The sequence below is a fragment of the Flavobacterium taihuense genome, from assembly GCF_019351435.1.
Classification (GTDB): Bacteria; Bacteroidota; Bacteroidia; order Flavobacteriales; family Flavobacteriaceae; genus Flavobacterium; species Flavobacterium taihuense.
On the sequence record NZ_JAHWYN010000016.1, the window covers coordinates 59,349 to 73,438 of the forward strand.

The window sequence follows — 14,090 nt, forward strand, 5'->3', positions numbered from 1 at the left end:
TAACCCTTAAAAGGCATATGGGATTTTTTGATTTCATGACCGAGGATATTGCGATAGACCTTGGTACAGCAAACACTTTAATCATTCACAATGACAAAGTCGTAATTGACAGTCCGTCTATTGTTGCGCGTGATAGAATATCAGGCAAAATAATTGCAGTTGGTAAAGAAGCCAATATGATGCAAGGGAAGACGCATGAAAACATTAAAACGATTAGACCTTTAAAAGATGGTGTAATTGCAGATTTTGATGCATCAGAAAAAATGATTAGTATGTTTATCAAAAGCATACCGGCATTGAAAAAAAGAATGTTTACACCAGCCTTAAGAATGGTAGTTTGTATTCCTTCAGGGATTACCGAAGTGGAGATGAGAGCGGTAAAAGAATCTTGTGAGAGAGTTAACGGTAAAGAGGTATACTTAATACATGAGCCTATGGCTGCTGCAATTGGTATCGGAATCGATATTATGCAACCAAAAGGAAACATGATTGTTGACATAGGTGGTGGAACAACGGAAATTGCTGTAATTGCATTAGGAGGAATTGTTTGTGACAAATCAGTAAAAATTGCTGGTGACGTTTTTACCAATGATATTGTTTACTATATGCGTACACAACACAACCTTTTTGTTGGGGAAAGTACTGCTGAGAAAATAAAAATACAAATTGGTGCAGCTATAGAAAATTTAGAAACTCCTCCCGAAGACATGTCTGTTCAAGGTAGAGATTTGTTAACGGGGAAACCGAAACAAGTTGAAGTATCCTATAGAGAAATTGCTAAAGCATTGGATAAATCAATTCAACGAATTGAAGATGCCGTAATGGAAACGCTATCTCAAACTCCACCAGAGTTAGCAGCCGATATTTATAACACAGGAATCTATCTTGCAGGTGGTGGATCTATGTTGAGAGGTCTTGACAAAAGAATTTCCCAAAAAACAGATTTACCGGTTTATATCGCCGAAGATCCATTAAGAGCTGTTGTTAGAGGAACGGGAATGGCACTTAAAAACATTACAAAGTTCAAAAATATTCTTATAAAATAATAAAAATAAATAAATCCCAAGAACCAACTTGAAGCACTGAATAATTTGGATTTTGGGATTTTTTAAATTAGATTTTTAAAAATTTTAATCTTAAACAATGCAGCAAATATTTTCATTTATTATAAAAAACAGTAATAGACTACTGTTTTTGCTGCTTTTGGGTATTTCGTTATCCCTTGCCATACAATCCCATTCTTTTCATAGAAGCAAAATCATCAGCTCCGCTAATTTTCTTAGTGGTGGGGTTTATGAAAGAATTAATTCTATGGAAGAATACCTTCACTTAAAAGAGCAAAACGATCAACTGGCATTGGAAAATGCGAACTTGAAAAGTTTGCTGTTTAAAACTAAAGATTCTGCTGAGATTCCAAATTTAGATAGCTTAAAAGGCGTTTTGCCAAAAGACATCATTGTTTCGAAAGTAATTCATAACTCTTTCAATGTATACGAGAATTTTTTAACTTTGAATTCCGGTGCTAAATCAGGTGTTAAACCTGACATGGGAGTTATTAATAGCTTAGGAATTGTAGGAATCATAGACAATGTATCTGCTAATTATTCTACTGTAATTAGTATATTAAATACCAAATCTCAAATAAACGCCAAAATCAAGAATTCTGATCATTTTGGAACCTTGAATTGGGACGGAAAAAATACTGGTTTCGTACAATTGATTGATGTGCCAAGATTGGCATCGATAAAGAAAGGGGACACTATAGTTACTGGTGGGCAATCTGTAATATTTCCAGAAAACATTGGGATTGGTACAATTGATAAAATTTTCATCCCAAGTGACAAAAATCATTATTACACTATAAACGTAAAACTTTTTAATGATATGACCAATTTAGGCCATGTTTATATTATAAAATCTGAAAATAGCGAAGAAATTAAAAATTTAGAAAATCAAGGAAAGAATGAATAGCACGATATTAGTGAATATTTTTCGATTTGTGCTCTTATTAGCCCTGCAAATTCTTGTTTTCAATAATATGAATTTTGGAGGTTATATAAGTGCATTCCCCTATATCCTTTTCATCATTCTTTACCCAGTAAACGGTAACAAAGCAAATCTACTTATTGCTAGTTTTTTTCTAGGTTTAATTATGGATTTATTCTCTAATTCAGGAGGAGTACATGCAACAGCATGCGTGCTTTTGGCTCATTTAAGACCTTACTTTTTTAAATTTTCATTTGGACTTAGCTATGAATATCAAACTGTTAAGTTAAATGATGTTTTAACTCCAGAACGGTTTACTTTTATTTTATTGGCAGTTTCAACACATCATATTACTTTATTCCTATTGGAATCTTTTCAAATCACTTTCATTTTAGACGTTCTACTTAGAACCGTTTTAAGTGCATTGTTTACTATTTTAACCTGTATTATTCTTATTTACCTAATAAAGCCAAATAAACGATGAGAAAAGTATTGTTGCCAGCTTTAATTATTATTGGGGCATCTTTGTTAATCATACGTGTTTTTTACTTGCAAATTATTGATGATTCTTTTAAGCTAAAATCAGAAAATAATGCCATTAAAATTAAATATGATTATCCAGAGCGGGGTTATATTTATGATAGAAACGGGGTTTTATTAGTCGCCAATCAGCCCTCTTATGATATAATGGTAATTCCTAGGGAGTTGAACAATACTGACACTTTGGAGTTTTGTAAATTATTGAATATTACAAAGGATGACTTTATTAAAAAAATTGAAAAAGCAAAAGTCTACAGTCCAAGATTACCTTCGGTATTTTTGGCCCAATTGAATAAAAATGAATTTGCCGCTTTTCAAGAAAAAATTCGAAAATTCGAAGGGTTTTATTTTCAAAAACGTTCCTTACGCGATTATGAAGTGGACTATGGAGCCAATATTTTTGGATTTATTACGCAAGCCAATGAAAAATTAATCGAAAAAAATCATTACTACAAAAGTGGTGATTTAATTGGAAAACAAGGGGTTGAGGAAAGTTATGAAAAAATTCTTCGCGGTATAAAAGGAGTTAAATATTTCCAGAAAGACAAATTCAATCGTGAAATTGGTTCCTATAAAGAAGGAAAATATGACACTATTGCGGTTCAAGGTGAAGATATAAACTTAACCATTGATGCCGAAATCCAAAAGTACGGTGAACAATTAATGATCAATAAACGAGGTGGAATTGTTGCTATTGAGCCTAAAACTGGTGAGATCTTAGCCCTTGTAACTGCACCATCTTATGATCCTGGAATTTTAGTAGGAAGACAACGTTCTAAAAATTACACAAAATTATACCATGATTCTATTGCAAAACCACTTTATGACAGGGGTTTACTAGCTGAGTATCCACCAGGTTCTCCTTTTAAAATCATGACAGGTCTTGTTGGACTGCAAGAAGAAGTCATAGACGAACAGACTACTTTTGTTTGTAATCATGGTTTTTCCTACGCAAGAGGTCGTTTTCAGGGTTGCCATTGTGGAATTTTCGGGCCAAGGAGTTTAAATGTTGGAATTTATAAATCTTGCAATGCTTATTTCTCGAATGTATACCTAAAAACTATTGCCAAATACAAGAAACCTGCTTATTCTGTAGATGTATGGAGCAATCACGTTAAGAGTTTTGGACTGGGTCAGTTTATGGGTTATGATTTGCCTACTGGAAAAAAAGGGAACATTCCAACTTCCAAAACATACAAAAAAATATATCCAAATGGAGGCTGGCGAGGAACAACAATAATCTCAAACGCAATTGGGCAAGGTGAGGTTTTGATGACTCCAATACAATTGGCCAATATGATGTCGGCGGTGGCGAATGAAGGCTATTATTATACTCCTCATATAATCAAAAAGATTAAAGGCGAAAAAATAGACGCCAAGTTCACTACAAAACATGTTACTACTATTGACAAAAAATATTTTCCTCCTATGATTCAAGGTCTGTTTGATGTATATAACCACGGTACCGCATATGCCTTAAAAGTAGAGGGAATCGATATTTGTGGTAAAACTGGAACGGCAGAAAACTTTGCTAAAATTGATGGCGTTAGGACCAAAATGCAAGATCACTCTATTTTTGTTGCTTTTGCACCCAAGGACAACCCGAAAATTGCCATTGCAGTTTTGGTTGAAAATGGTGGCTATGGGGCCACTATTGCGGGGCCTATTGCGAGTTTAATGATTGAAAAATACCTTAGAAAAAAAATCACACGAACCGATTTAGAAACTCGAGTTTTGAATATTAGTTTGCAAGGCCGCTATGCAAAACTAGGAGGACTTTCAGAAGAAGTAAAGAAACAGCTTCGCATTCAAGATTCTATTACAAATAGTAAAATAAAAGCAGCCAAAAAATTAGATTCTTTAAAAACCAAAAAACAATAATTGATATCAAATGAAAAATCAAAGTTTATCAAGCAATATTGATTGGATATGTATCATCATATACATTGCATTGGTGTTTTTAGGTTGGTTAAACATCTATTCATCTTCATTGTCTTCTACCGAAGGGACATATGAAAAACAAGCTGTATTTATTGCTCTATCTGTTCCTTTGATTTTTATTCTATTATACATTGATGGCAAATTTTATGAAAAATATGCCAGTATCATATTTGTTATTTCTTTGTTGTCACTAGTAGGTTTGTTTGCTTTCGGTAAAACAATTGCAGGACAACGCTGTTGGTACGCAATTGGGAGTTTCACATTGCAGCCCTCTGAGTTTGCAAAAGCGGCTACAGCCTTGGCCTTAGCTAAATACCTAAGCGACACTCAGATAAACTTAAAGGAAATTAATCGACAAGTGCAGGCTCTAGCTATTGTCTTTTTACCTGTTATGCTCATCTTGCCGCAGCCAGATCCTGGAAGTGCAATGATCTACAGTATTTTTATTATTGTTTTATTTAGGGAAGGCCTACCAGCTTGGTATGTATGGACTGGTTTTATAACTATATTGCTTTTCGTATTGACGCTGGTTTTAGAACCCCAATACGTTATCTTAATAGCTTTGTTAGTTATTGTTTTAGTACACTACAAATCGAGAATAGCCGATAGAAATATTCTGATGAGCGCTATTCTTTTTACAATTATATCTGGTTTTGTATTGTCAGTAAACTATGTGTTTACGAATATATTCAAACAACATCATCGTGACCGTTTTAATATTTTGTTGGGTAAAGAAGTTGACATGAAAGGTATTGGTTACAATACCAATCAATCGGAGATTGCCATCGGATCTGGAGGCTGGTTTGGAAAAGGATTTTTGGAAGGAACACAAACCAAAGGTGGTTTTGTACCCGAACAACATACAGATTATATTTTCACGACAGTTGGTGAAGAATGGGGGTTTATCGGATCTTTAGTAGTAATTGGGCTTTTTACAGGACTGTTTCTTAGAATAATCTATCTCGCCGAAAGACAAAAAACTAAATTCAGTAGGGTATACGGGTATTGTGTAGCTGGAATTTTATTTACGCATTTTTTTGTTAATATTGCTATGGTTGTTGGTGTTTTTCCAACGATTGGCGTTCCTTTGCCTTTCTTTTCATATGGAGGATCTGGCTTATGGGGATTTACCATTTTGTTATTCATTTTTATAAAAATGGATGCTAATAAAGTAAATGAATGGTAAAAGTGGAGAATTTTATCAAAGCTCAATGTTTTTAACCCTATTTTCGTTCTAAATCACCTTCTTTTTCTTTATTTTATTTAAAGAAATCAATTCCTGTATCTTATTGGAACATAAAAGGTAATAATATCACTTTCTTGATCTTCCTTTTAGAGAAGTCATAAAATATAAACAAGAGAAATTAAAGCTAAATAATTCTGACTGATTACTAAATAAACTATTTTAAAAGATTATTCTTCAAAATATTGAATCTCCTAAAAAACTCAGATAGCATTTTCAATGGCTTTCAATCGGATCTCACATGCTATTCCCGAACGGACTTTTTTCAATAGGAACCAAATCTTGTTTTGAAAGTAGGCCTACTAGAAAGAGGTGCAATCTGTTTATAAGAGTGGTTCAGAAAACCAAAACCCACTTTATTTTTACTGAAATCCCTTCAGTCATCATAAAAAACATATTCATATTATTTGAGTATAAATTAATTTTTAGTCTTTCATATCAAAAAAAATGCATTTTAATCTTTAAACAATACATTTACAAAACAATCACAATCAACCGCTTATAGCCTCATTTACTCTTACTAAATTCGAGTAAATTTGTCTATAATTAAAAACAGACGAATTTCAATCTATACTTAATTCTTCATATTCAAAACCCAAAATTTTGAATTCATCGGTTGCTACCATATTAGTAATTACTTTATTGTATTTTGTACTAGCCGAAACTGGGTTTTGATTCACCTCAACTTCCAGTAAAATTGCTTCCCTCTTTTTAGCGACAGGATTAGGGCTTTCAAGCGTATTGGTTTTTGGCAAAATGCATTATTGGGAATTTGACTAGGATCTTTTCATTTAATTAAGACTTATCTTTAAAGCAAAATAAACAGAAGATAATTGAGTATTTTTTATATCAGATAAGGGATATAAGAATTGAAGAAAACAATGCAGAAAAAATAGTTACCATCATTAAACGAGTCCATGACAAAAAAGACTACCCGAAATTGGAATAGGACTAGATATTTGCAAAAAAATTGCCACATTGCATGATGGAAACATCTAGATGGAATCAACATTAAGTCAAGTCCGTAGTACTTATGTATCATTCCGAAAAATTAAAAACAATAAATATATTTTAAAATGAAAAAATTAAACTCCATTTTGCTTATCGATGACGATATCGCTACCAATTTCATTAGCAAAATGCTTATCAAAAAAGCTGGAATTACAGATCATATAGAAACCACATTGAATGGACAGCAAGCATTAGACTATTTGACAAACAGTGGTAAGTACGAAAAAATGGATGGTATTTACCCAAAACCAATGTTGATCTTGCTTGACATTAACATGCCTGTTATGGATGGATGGGAATTTGCTAAGGCGTTTTCTAAATTGAAACCAAATCAAAAAGGCGAGACAATAATTGTAATGCTTACTAGCTCGCTCAATCCAGATGACAAAGAAAAAGCTGCAAAACTTCATGCAATCAGAGGATTCCAGAACAAGATTCTAAGTATGGAAGCTCTTATTTTAATAATGAATGAATATTTCCCTGGTTATATCGATTAAACATTTTGTGGATTCAGTATCAAGTCAAACACAAAATTACAATGGGCTATGGCAGTTCGTAAATCTACAAAACACTATTTTTTATAAAAAAAGATCATTTTGTTTTTAATTGTTAAATTTTTTATATATTTATCAGATAATCGATAAAATAAAACAATTCGTCGGTTATTTAAAACTAATGCAAATAAAGTATTTGCTTGATAAAAGATAAAATATGACCCCCATTTTACTTAATCAACTACGAAGTATAATTACTTCACCTTTAATTTCGCTATTTTGTAAAAAATTTGAAGAGAACGAGATAGTATTGCGAAGATCAATTGACACCAGTATATGCACCGTGCTTATTGGTCTTGAAAACATAATAGACAATACCCTTTTATACGATAAAATCATTGAATCTATTACTTGTACCGAATTTTACAAAACCATCGAATTTGAAAATGGTAAACTTTCATCCATAAATTACTCTTTTGAACAAGAAGGTTTTATTCCTTTAAATTTAATTTTTTCTGCCAAAAAAGGTCGCATCTCCGAAATGATATCTAATGAAGTTGGAATCAAAAGTGAAACAGCAGGTGCTATTCTTAATTTTGCAGTAATGTTAATTTTATCTCATTTTAAAAATGAAAAGCAAAAAGCAAAAAACATTCAAACCGGATTAAATTCAGAAAAAAAAGCAATACTAAATACTGTCCCAGAAGGCATAAGAGTTATTCTTGGTTATTCTAATTTTGAATGTGAAGAAACAAATTCGTATTCTTCAAATACTTTAGTGAAGACCAATTTAAGATCTCATTTTTTTGATAAAATTTTCAAGCTATAATAAAAGTCAATGTTCTTTTTTTGGAATAAAAAAAATGATAACAACCCTAGAATTGTTACCATTTTTCCCTCTACCTAATTAACCTATTTTAACATAAAATCTTGGGAAAGTTCATCAATTTGAATTTTGAAAGTTCCTTTTTCAGCTATCCACTTCAAATCATTATTTATAAATTGTAAATCTTTTTGATTCAAAATAAAGCTTACCGTTTTACTTTCATTTGGGGCAAGACTGATTTTTTCAAAACGTTTCAACGCTTTAACTTCTGGAGTTATGCTTGCCACTTTATCCGACAAATACAATAAAATCGATACTTTTCCGCTCACTTTACCCGTGTTCTTTACATCAACCGTAACTTTCAAATCATCTGAATTATTAATTTCAGTTTTGTCAGTTTTTAAGTTAGAATAGGTAAAACTCGTATAGGACAAACCTGTTCCGAATTCAAATTGTGGCGAATAACTTTTTTCGTATTTAGCATCATTATTTTGTTCGTCATCCCCTAAGCTCTCAGTGTATTTACGATTGTATTTTTCTAATGAATTAGGGTACCTTGGATAATTATACGGCAACCTTCCACTTGGATTCACGTCACCATACAATATATCCGCTAGCGCTCTAGCCCCTTCATTTCCGGGCAAATAACACTGCACAACAGCGCTCATATTCTCTTCAAAATCACTAATTAACCTTGGTCTTCCTTCGTTCAAAATTAAAACAATTGGAATGTTTAATTTAGACAAAGCCAACGCTAATTTAGATTGCGAAGCCGTTATATACAAATTGCTAATGTCACCCGGAGTTTCGGTATAGTTTTTCTCACCAAGGCATAAAATTATTCTTGATACACCTTTGGCCATTTCAACTGTTTTTGCAACTTCGGCATCATCAAAGTTCTCCAAATCTGCTCCAGGAGTATAGAGAACATTTTGTTTGCCAATTTTGTTCTGTAAAGCTTCTAGAATAGTCATTTTATCTGCGGCATAAGTATCCGAATTATCTCCCTGCCAGTTGTAAGACCAACCACCATTCAAATACTTCATACTATTAGCTGTTGGGCCGGTTAGCAATACTTTCTCATTTTTATCTAAAGGCAATGTTGCATTGTTGTTTTTCAATAAAGTGATTGATTCTGCCGCTGCATTATATGCAACATCAATAAATTCTTGAGAACCAAACTTCGGATAGTCCTTCAAATTGGCAATTGTTGTTTGAAATAAATTTAATTCAAATTTCATCTTCAAAATTCTAGAAACCGCATCGTCAATTCGTGACATTGGTACTTCGCCTTTATTCACTAAATCTAATAAATCAACATAAAAAGTATAATCTTCAGGAACCATACTCATATCGATTCCTGCCATTACAGATAATTTTACAGCATCTCGGTTATTCTCAGCAACTTTATGTCTGGTATAGAGATAGATAATGTCTTTCCAATCGGTAACAACAACTCCTTGAAAACCCAATTCTTTTTTCAAAACATCGGTAATTAAGTATTTACTCGCGTGAACGGGAGTTCCGTTGATCTCGCCTGAACTAATCATGACACTTTTGGCTCCAGCCTTGATAGCCGCTTGGTAAATAGTCAAATCAAATTGTCTTAACACTCGTTCTGGAATAATACTAGGAGTTCTGTCTTTACCAGTTGTTGTACTACCATACCCTATATAATGCTTCATACAGGAAGCCACATTATATTTTGACCCAACATCATTTCCTTCAAAACCGTTTACCATAGCCGCACCCATTTGAGTGGACAAATAGGCATCTTCTCCAAAAGATTCCCACATTCTTGACCAAGCTGGATTTCGAGGTAAATCCAAATCGGGTGAGAAAACCCAAGGAATAGATGAGGCTCTTGTTTCATATGCCGATATCTCGGCACCTTTTTTTACTATATCGGTATTGAATGTTGCAGCCATTCCTATTTGTTGTGGAAATAACGTTGCCCCGGCAGTATAACTAGATCCGTGTATGGCATCAATTCCATACAATATCGGAATTTTCAACCTTGATTTATTGGCTTCATCACTAATGGTTTTGATAACTTCATTCCATCTTTTAATCGTTGGGGCTCCCGGATTTGGCACATTTAATATAGACCCAATATGATACTTTTGAATAGCCTCATTTAATTTTGCCATATCAAATTCTCCTGGTTTCCCTTTTGCTTCAAAAGAAGTAACAGTAATTTGAGTCATTTGACCAATTTTTTCTTCGACACTCATTTTAGAAAGCAATTCGGCCACTTTTTTATCTGCTTCAGGATTAGCTTTTTGGCTTTTAACCCCTAAAGAAAGTAAACTGAAGATTAACAGTAGTGCAATTTTTAATCTCATTTTTTTATAATTTATCTTTTAAACTTCTTCTTTTTAATAATTGCTTAATTATTAATGAATTTTAAAAGTAATTATATTTATTAAAGAACAAATTTTAAAAGAACGAATTTGACTGTTTTTCATTGGTTTAACGTTTTCGTAATCTAGTAAAAAACTCCAACTCCTTAAATTTATTTAGAAAAAAATCCCATTTCGCTAAAAAGTAAAATGGGATATTTTTAAAATTTTATAATTACATTACTATCCGTGATATACTCTCGAAGCAATAATTTTATTCTCGTTTACAACTAGAACCTCAGCAACAAGCATGTCTTCTTCACCATCAACGGTGCGAATGTATTCCATAAAAACGCGATCCGCATTAGCCGTTAGAGAAGTTACTTTATAATGTAAACTTGGCAAACGATCAAAAGCATCTTGCCACCAAATTCTTAAAGCTTCTTTGCCTGTCACTAAACCTTGCGTTTCAGGTTGGCGGATTTTTAACTTTGGACTAAAATGCTCTGCTTCATTATCGTAAAGGGATACCAATTGTTCCAAATTATGATTATTAAATGCTTCAAACCACTTAAAAGCTATGGATTGTAATTTTTCTGGCGTCATTCTATTTGCTGTTTTAAATTAAAAAATCCCTTTACATTTTATTTATGAAAGGGATTTGAAAGTATCTGTAAAATAATTATACGTTTTTCAAATTGATAATTTCTTGTTCTGTAAGCAATCTCCAATTCCCTCGAGGCAAATTTTTCTTTGTTAAACCAGCAAAGGCTACGCGGTCAATTCTCAATACATCATAACTGAAATTTTCAAATATAGAACGCACTACTTTTACGTTTGCAGATCTTAATTGAATTCCAATTTCACTTTTGGCTTCACCATCAATATAACTTACATCTTCAACATAAACACGGTGTCCATCAAGTACAAGTCCTTTGTTTATTTTTTCTAAATCTTCAAATTTTAAATTTTTATCTAAAGAAACTTGGTAAATTTTGGATGATTTTTGACTCGGCAAAGTAAATTTACGGATCATATCGGTGTCGTTTGTAAACAACAAAAGACCCGTTGTGTTTTTATCCATTCTACCTATTGGAGCAATTTTTGAAGTAGTAGAACCTTTAACTAATTCTAACACATTACGGAATTCCTGACCTTCATCAAGAGCAGTTGTGAAATTTTTAGGTTTGTTTAAAAGGATGTACACTTTTTTCTCCGGTGTCAAAACTACACCATCAAAATTAACTACATCTCCTGGTTTTACCATATACCCCATCTCTGTAACGGGAATTCCATTAACTTTTACGTTTCCAGACTGAATGTAAATATCAGCATCACGTCTAGAACAAGTCCCCGAGTTTGAGATGTATTTATTCAAACGAATTTCATCTTTTACTTTAGGTCTTTTAGGCGCTTGATTTGGTTTTTTCTCTACTTTATCAGTAGTATCGGCAACTTTTACAATTGTTTTTACTTTTTTTGGCCCTTGTGCCCTTTTTTGCATCGCAGGTTTTGGCTTATTGGAACTTGGTCTAGAGCTCGTTGGTCTAGCACCACTTCTTTTATTATTGCCTTCCTTATTGTTCATAATATTCTATAATTTGGTGCAAAGATACTATTTATATCATTGAGAAACGATTTTTGGCAATTAGAAAAAGTTAACTACTTAATTAAATGACTGTTGAATCGTTTGAAGATGTATCCAAAAGTATTGATTTGGGAAAAGCAATACTAAATAGTCATTAAAACTTTTTTACCATGCCACAAAACGCTTGGATTTATTAAAACAATACAAAAAACGCCTGCTACAATAAGGAATTTTAATACATTGTGAAGTATAACATACCCCTCTTTAGTCTTCCATTTCCACAAATACAGTAAGAAAAAAATCAAAACTATGAAGCCACTATAGAAGTAAAGATCCATATAACCGACATCATAAACATTGATCAAAAAATAAACAGGAACAACGGTCAATATAGTCAATCCAGTAATTATTTTTTTGGAAATCTCTTCTCCATAAATAATAGGAATGGTTTTATAATCATTAGCCAAATCTCCTTTCAAATTCTCCAAATCCTTAATCATTTCCCGAATCAGGATTAACAAAAACAGGAAAACCGCATGCGAAACAATAACAGCAAGTTTACCGCTATTATTTTCAATTTCATACAATGGCATTTTTAAATAAAAATACAGCAGGATTCCAAAAAAGGGCAAAACAGCTAAAAAAGCAGCCATTAAATTACCAACTAAGGGATATTTTTTAATTTTATGGGAGTAAAACCAAATCAAGAAAATATAAACCGAAAAGAACATTACAGCTCTAAATGAAACAAAAAAAGCTATTAAAGCAACGAAAAAATTAAGGCTGAAATAGACTTGCAGTTTAGTTTTCTGACTTACTAAACGATCCAATTTAGATTTGTATGGCCTATTAATCAAATCCTTTTTGCTGTCGTAAAAACTATTGATAATGTACCCAGAAGCAATTGTCAAACTTGAAGCCAAAACGATTATGAAAAGCTGAAAATCAAGCAATATCGACAAAGCTCTTCTTTCGGGAGCCAAGATAAAAATTGCAGATAAATATTGAGCCAAAGCTATAATAGGGATATTATAACCTCTAACCACTGAGAACAAACTCACCATCTTTAATACAAATAGTTTTTGCTGTCTGCTTAACATGAAGTTTGTTTAGAATTTATAAGTAGTAGCTCTTAAATTGTTGTAGCTTTAATTAAAATTGATAGACAACTTCCAATTTAAAATCTTTCAATGATGCTTTTGCACGCTCCAAATCTTCGGTAAATCCTAAGATATAACCACCACCACCAGAACCGCACAATTTTAAATAATAATCATTTGAATCAATTCCTTCTTGCCAAATACCATGAAATTGTTCAGGAATCATTGGTTTGAAATTATTCAAGACCACTTTTGATAATTGTTTCGTATTTTCAAATAATGACTTCATATCGCCACCCAAAAAATTCTCCACACAAGCATCTGTATATTTTACAAATTGGTTTTTTAACATTGTACGAAACCCTTTGTCTTTCAGGTTTTCCATAAAAATATTAACCATTGGTGCTGTTTCTCCAACAATCCCAGAGTCTAACAAGAAAACTGCTCCTTTACCGTCAAAACTTTGGGTTGGAATTCCAGTAGCTTCAATATTGTCTTTAGAATTAATTAAAATTGGAATACTCAAATAACTGTTTAATGGATCCAAACCCGAACTTTTTCCGTGGAAAAAACTCTCCATTTGAGAAAAAATAGTTTTAAGAGTCAACAATTTTTCACGCGTTAAGTTCTCTAAAACTGTGATTTTATGTTGCGCATATTTATCGTAAATAGCCGCTACCAAAGCGCCGCTACTGCCTACTCCATATCCTTGTGGAATACTGGAATCAAAATACATTCCTGTTTGAACATCATTATTTAGAGCCTCCAAATCAAAAGTCACCAAATCAGGTTGATCCTTTTGCAATTGCTCCAAATAAGTCACGAATCGTTTCAAATGACTATTCGATTGAATGGCTTCTTGTGAAGGATTAGGATCTTTCTTTAGAGCTCCGTTGTAAAAATTATAAGGGATTGACAAACCTTTGGAATCACGAATAATTCCGTATTCTCCAAAGAGTAATATTTTTGAATAAAATAAAGGTCCTTTCATATGTGATTTAAATTATCAATTTGGGGTT

Annotated in this window: 13 protein-coding genes; 7 read left to right on the top strand and 6 right to left on the bottom strand. The window is 32.6% G+C overall.

Annotated elements, in window-relative coordinates; translation table 11 throughout:
- The first annotated feature begins 17 nt into the window (after window positions 1-17).
- The 5 genes from KZH69_RS15895 (at window position 18) to rodA (ending at window position 5,653) form a co-directional block, all read left to right on the top strand.
- The gene (locus tag KZH69_RS15895) at window positions 18-1,046 is read left to right on the top strand and encodes a rod shape-determining protein (RefSeq protein ID WP_219318460.1); all 1,029 of its coding nucleotides are present in this window, start codon (window positions 18-20) and stop codon (window positions 1,044-1,046) included.
- A 97-nt stretch (window positions 1,047-1,143) separates the two neighbouring features.
- Complete coding sequence (gene mreC, locus KZH69_RS15900; protein WP_219318461.1) at window positions 1,144-1,971, top strand: rod shape-determining protein MreC; 828 nt, start codon at window positions 1,144-1,146, stop codon at window positions 1,969-1,971.
- Complete coding sequence (locus tag KZH69_RS15905) at window positions 1,964-2,470, top strand: rod shape-determining protein MreD (protein WP_219318462.1); 507 nt, start codon at window positions 1,964-1,966, stop codon at window positions 2,468-2,470. The genes mreC and KZH69_RS15905 overlap by 8 nt, the downstream gene beginning before the upstream one ends.
- On the top strand, window positions 2,467-4,407 hold the full coding sequence (gene mrdA, locus KZH69_RS15910) for a penicillin-binding protein 2 (protein WP_219318463.1): 1,941 nt from the start codon (window positions 2,467-2,469) through the stop codon (window positions 4,405-4,407). Before KZH69_RS15905 ends, mrdA begins: the two co-directional genes overlap by 4 nt.
- A 10-nt stretch (window positions 4,408-4,417) precedes the next feature.
- Window positions 4,418-5,653 (top strand): rod shape-determining protein RodA, encoded by a 1,236-nt coding sequence (gene rodA, locus KZH69_RS15915; protein ID WP_219318464.1) that lies wholly within the window; start codon window positions 4,418-4,420, stop codon window positions 5,651-5,653.
- Between the two features lie 620 nt (window positions 5,654-6,273).
- Here the strand turns inward: rodA and KZH69_RS15920 are convergent.
- A complete protein-coding gene (locus KZH69_RS15920) occupies window positions 6,274-6,465 on the bottom strand; it encodes a hypothetical protein (RefSeq protein WP_219318465.1) in 192 nt (63 codons plus the stop codon).
- Window positions 6,466-6,786: 321 nt separating this feature from the next.
- Between KZH69_RS15920 and KZH69_RS15925 the strand changes: the two genes are divergently transcribed.
- Together KZH69_RS15925 and KZH69_RS15930 are read left to right on the top strand one after the other, a co-directional pair.
- Complete coding sequence (locus KZH69_RS15925; RefSeq protein WP_219318466.1) at window positions 6,787-7,218, top strand: response regulator; 432 nt, start codon at window positions 6,787-6,789, stop codon at window positions 7,216-7,218.
- A 214-nt stretch (window positions 7,219-7,432) separates the two neighbouring features.
- Window positions 7,433-8,044, top strand: coding sequence for a hypothetical protein (locus KZH69_RS15930; protein WP_219318467.1), 612 nt, complete (start codon window positions 7,433-7,435; stop codon window positions 8,042-8,044).
- An 83-nt stretch (window positions 8,045-8,127) separates the two neighbouring features.
- Here KZH69_RS15930 and KZH69_RS15935 read toward each other — a convergent pair whose 3' ends face one another.
- From KZH69_RS15935 to KZH69_RS15955, 5 genes are all read right to left on the bottom strand, one after another.
- Window positions 8,128-10,386: a glycoside hydrolase family 3 N-terminal domain-containing protein gene (locus KZH69_RS15935; RefSeq protein ID WP_219318468.1), complete on the bottom strand. Its 2,259-nt coding sequence runs from the start codon at window positions 10,384-10,386 to the stop codon at window positions 8,128-8,130.
- A 240-nt stretch (window positions 10,387-10,626) separates the two neighbouring features.
- Entirely contained in the window at window positions 10,627-10,989 is a 363-nt protein-coding gene (locus KZH69_RS15940; protein WP_219318469.1) for a nuclear transport factor 2 family protein, read from the bottom strand.
- Window positions 10,990-11,065: 76 nt separating this feature from the next.
- On the bottom strand, window positions 11,066-11,971 hold the full coding sequence (locus tag KZH69_RS15945; protein WP_219318470.1) for a pseudouridine synthase: 906 nt from the start codon (window positions 11,969-11,971) through the stop codon (window positions 11,066-11,068).
- Window positions 11,972-12,114: 143 nt separating this feature from the next.
- The gene (locus KZH69_RS15950; protein WP_219318471.1) at window positions 12,115-13,071 is read right to left on the bottom strand and encodes a geranylgeranylglycerol-phosphate geranylgeranyltransferase; all 957 of its coding nucleotides are present in this window, start codon (window positions 13,069-13,071) and stop codon (window positions 12,115-12,117) included.
- A 52-nt stretch (window positions 13,072-13,123) separates the two neighbouring features.
- Window positions 13,124-14,062 carry a mevalonate kinase family protein gene (locus KZH69_RS15955; protein ID WP_219318472.1) on the bottom strand — a complete coding sequence of 313 codons (939 nt, stop codon included), beginning with the start codon at window positions 14,060-14,062 and terminating at the stop codon, window positions 13,124-13,126.
- Window positions 14,063-14,090 lie beyond the last annotated feature (28 nt).

Bases quoted from the DNA above. Each gene is read 5' to 3' on its own strand.
- KZH69_RS15950 (WP_219318471.1), bottom strand. From the start codon at position 13,071: ATGTTAAGCAGACAGCAAAAACTATTTGTATTAAAGATGGTGAGTTTG.
- KZH69_RS15940 (WP_219318469.1), bottom strand. From the start codon at position 10,989: ATGACGCCAGAAAAATTACAATCCATAGCTTTTAAGTGGTTTGAAGCA.
- mrdA (WP_219318463.1), top strand. From the start codon at position 2,467: ATGAGAAAAGTATTGTTGCCAGCTTTAATTATTATTGGGGCATCTTTG.
- KZH69_RS15930 (WP_219318467.1), top strand. From the start codon at position 7,433: ATGACCCCCATTTTACTTAATCAACTACGAAGTATAATTACTTCACCT.
- KZH69_RS15945 (WP_219318470.1), bottom strand. From the start codon at position 11,971: ATGAACAATAAGGAAGGCAATAATAAAAGAAGTGGTGCTAGACCAACG.
- mreC (WP_219318461.1), top strand. From the start codon at position 1,144: ATGCAGCAAATATTTTCATTTATTATAAAAAACAGTAATAGACTACTG.
- KZH69_RS15895 (WP_219318460.1), top strand. From the start codon at position 18: ATGGGATTTTTTGATTTCATGACCGAGGATATTGCGATAGACCTTGGT.
- rodA (WP_219318464.1), top strand. From the start codon at position 4,418: ATGAAAAATCAAAGTTTATCAAGCAATATTGATTGGATATGTATCATC.
- KZH69_RS15935 (WP_219318468.1), bottom strand. From the start codon at position 10,386: ATGAGATTAAAAATTGCACTACTGTTAATCTTCAGTTTACTTTCTTTA.
- KZH69_RS15955 (WP_219318472.1), bottom strand. From the start codon at position 14,062: ATGAAAGGACCTTTATTTTATTCAAAAATATTACTCTTTGGAGAATAC.
- KZH69_RS15925 (WP_219318466.1), top strand. From the start codon at position 6,787: ATGAAAAAATTAAACTCCATTTTGCTTATCGATGACGATATCGCTACC.
- KZH69_RS15905 (WP_219318462.1), top strand. From the start codon at position 1,964: ATGAATAGCACGATATTAGTGAATATTTTTCGATTTGTGCTCTTATTA.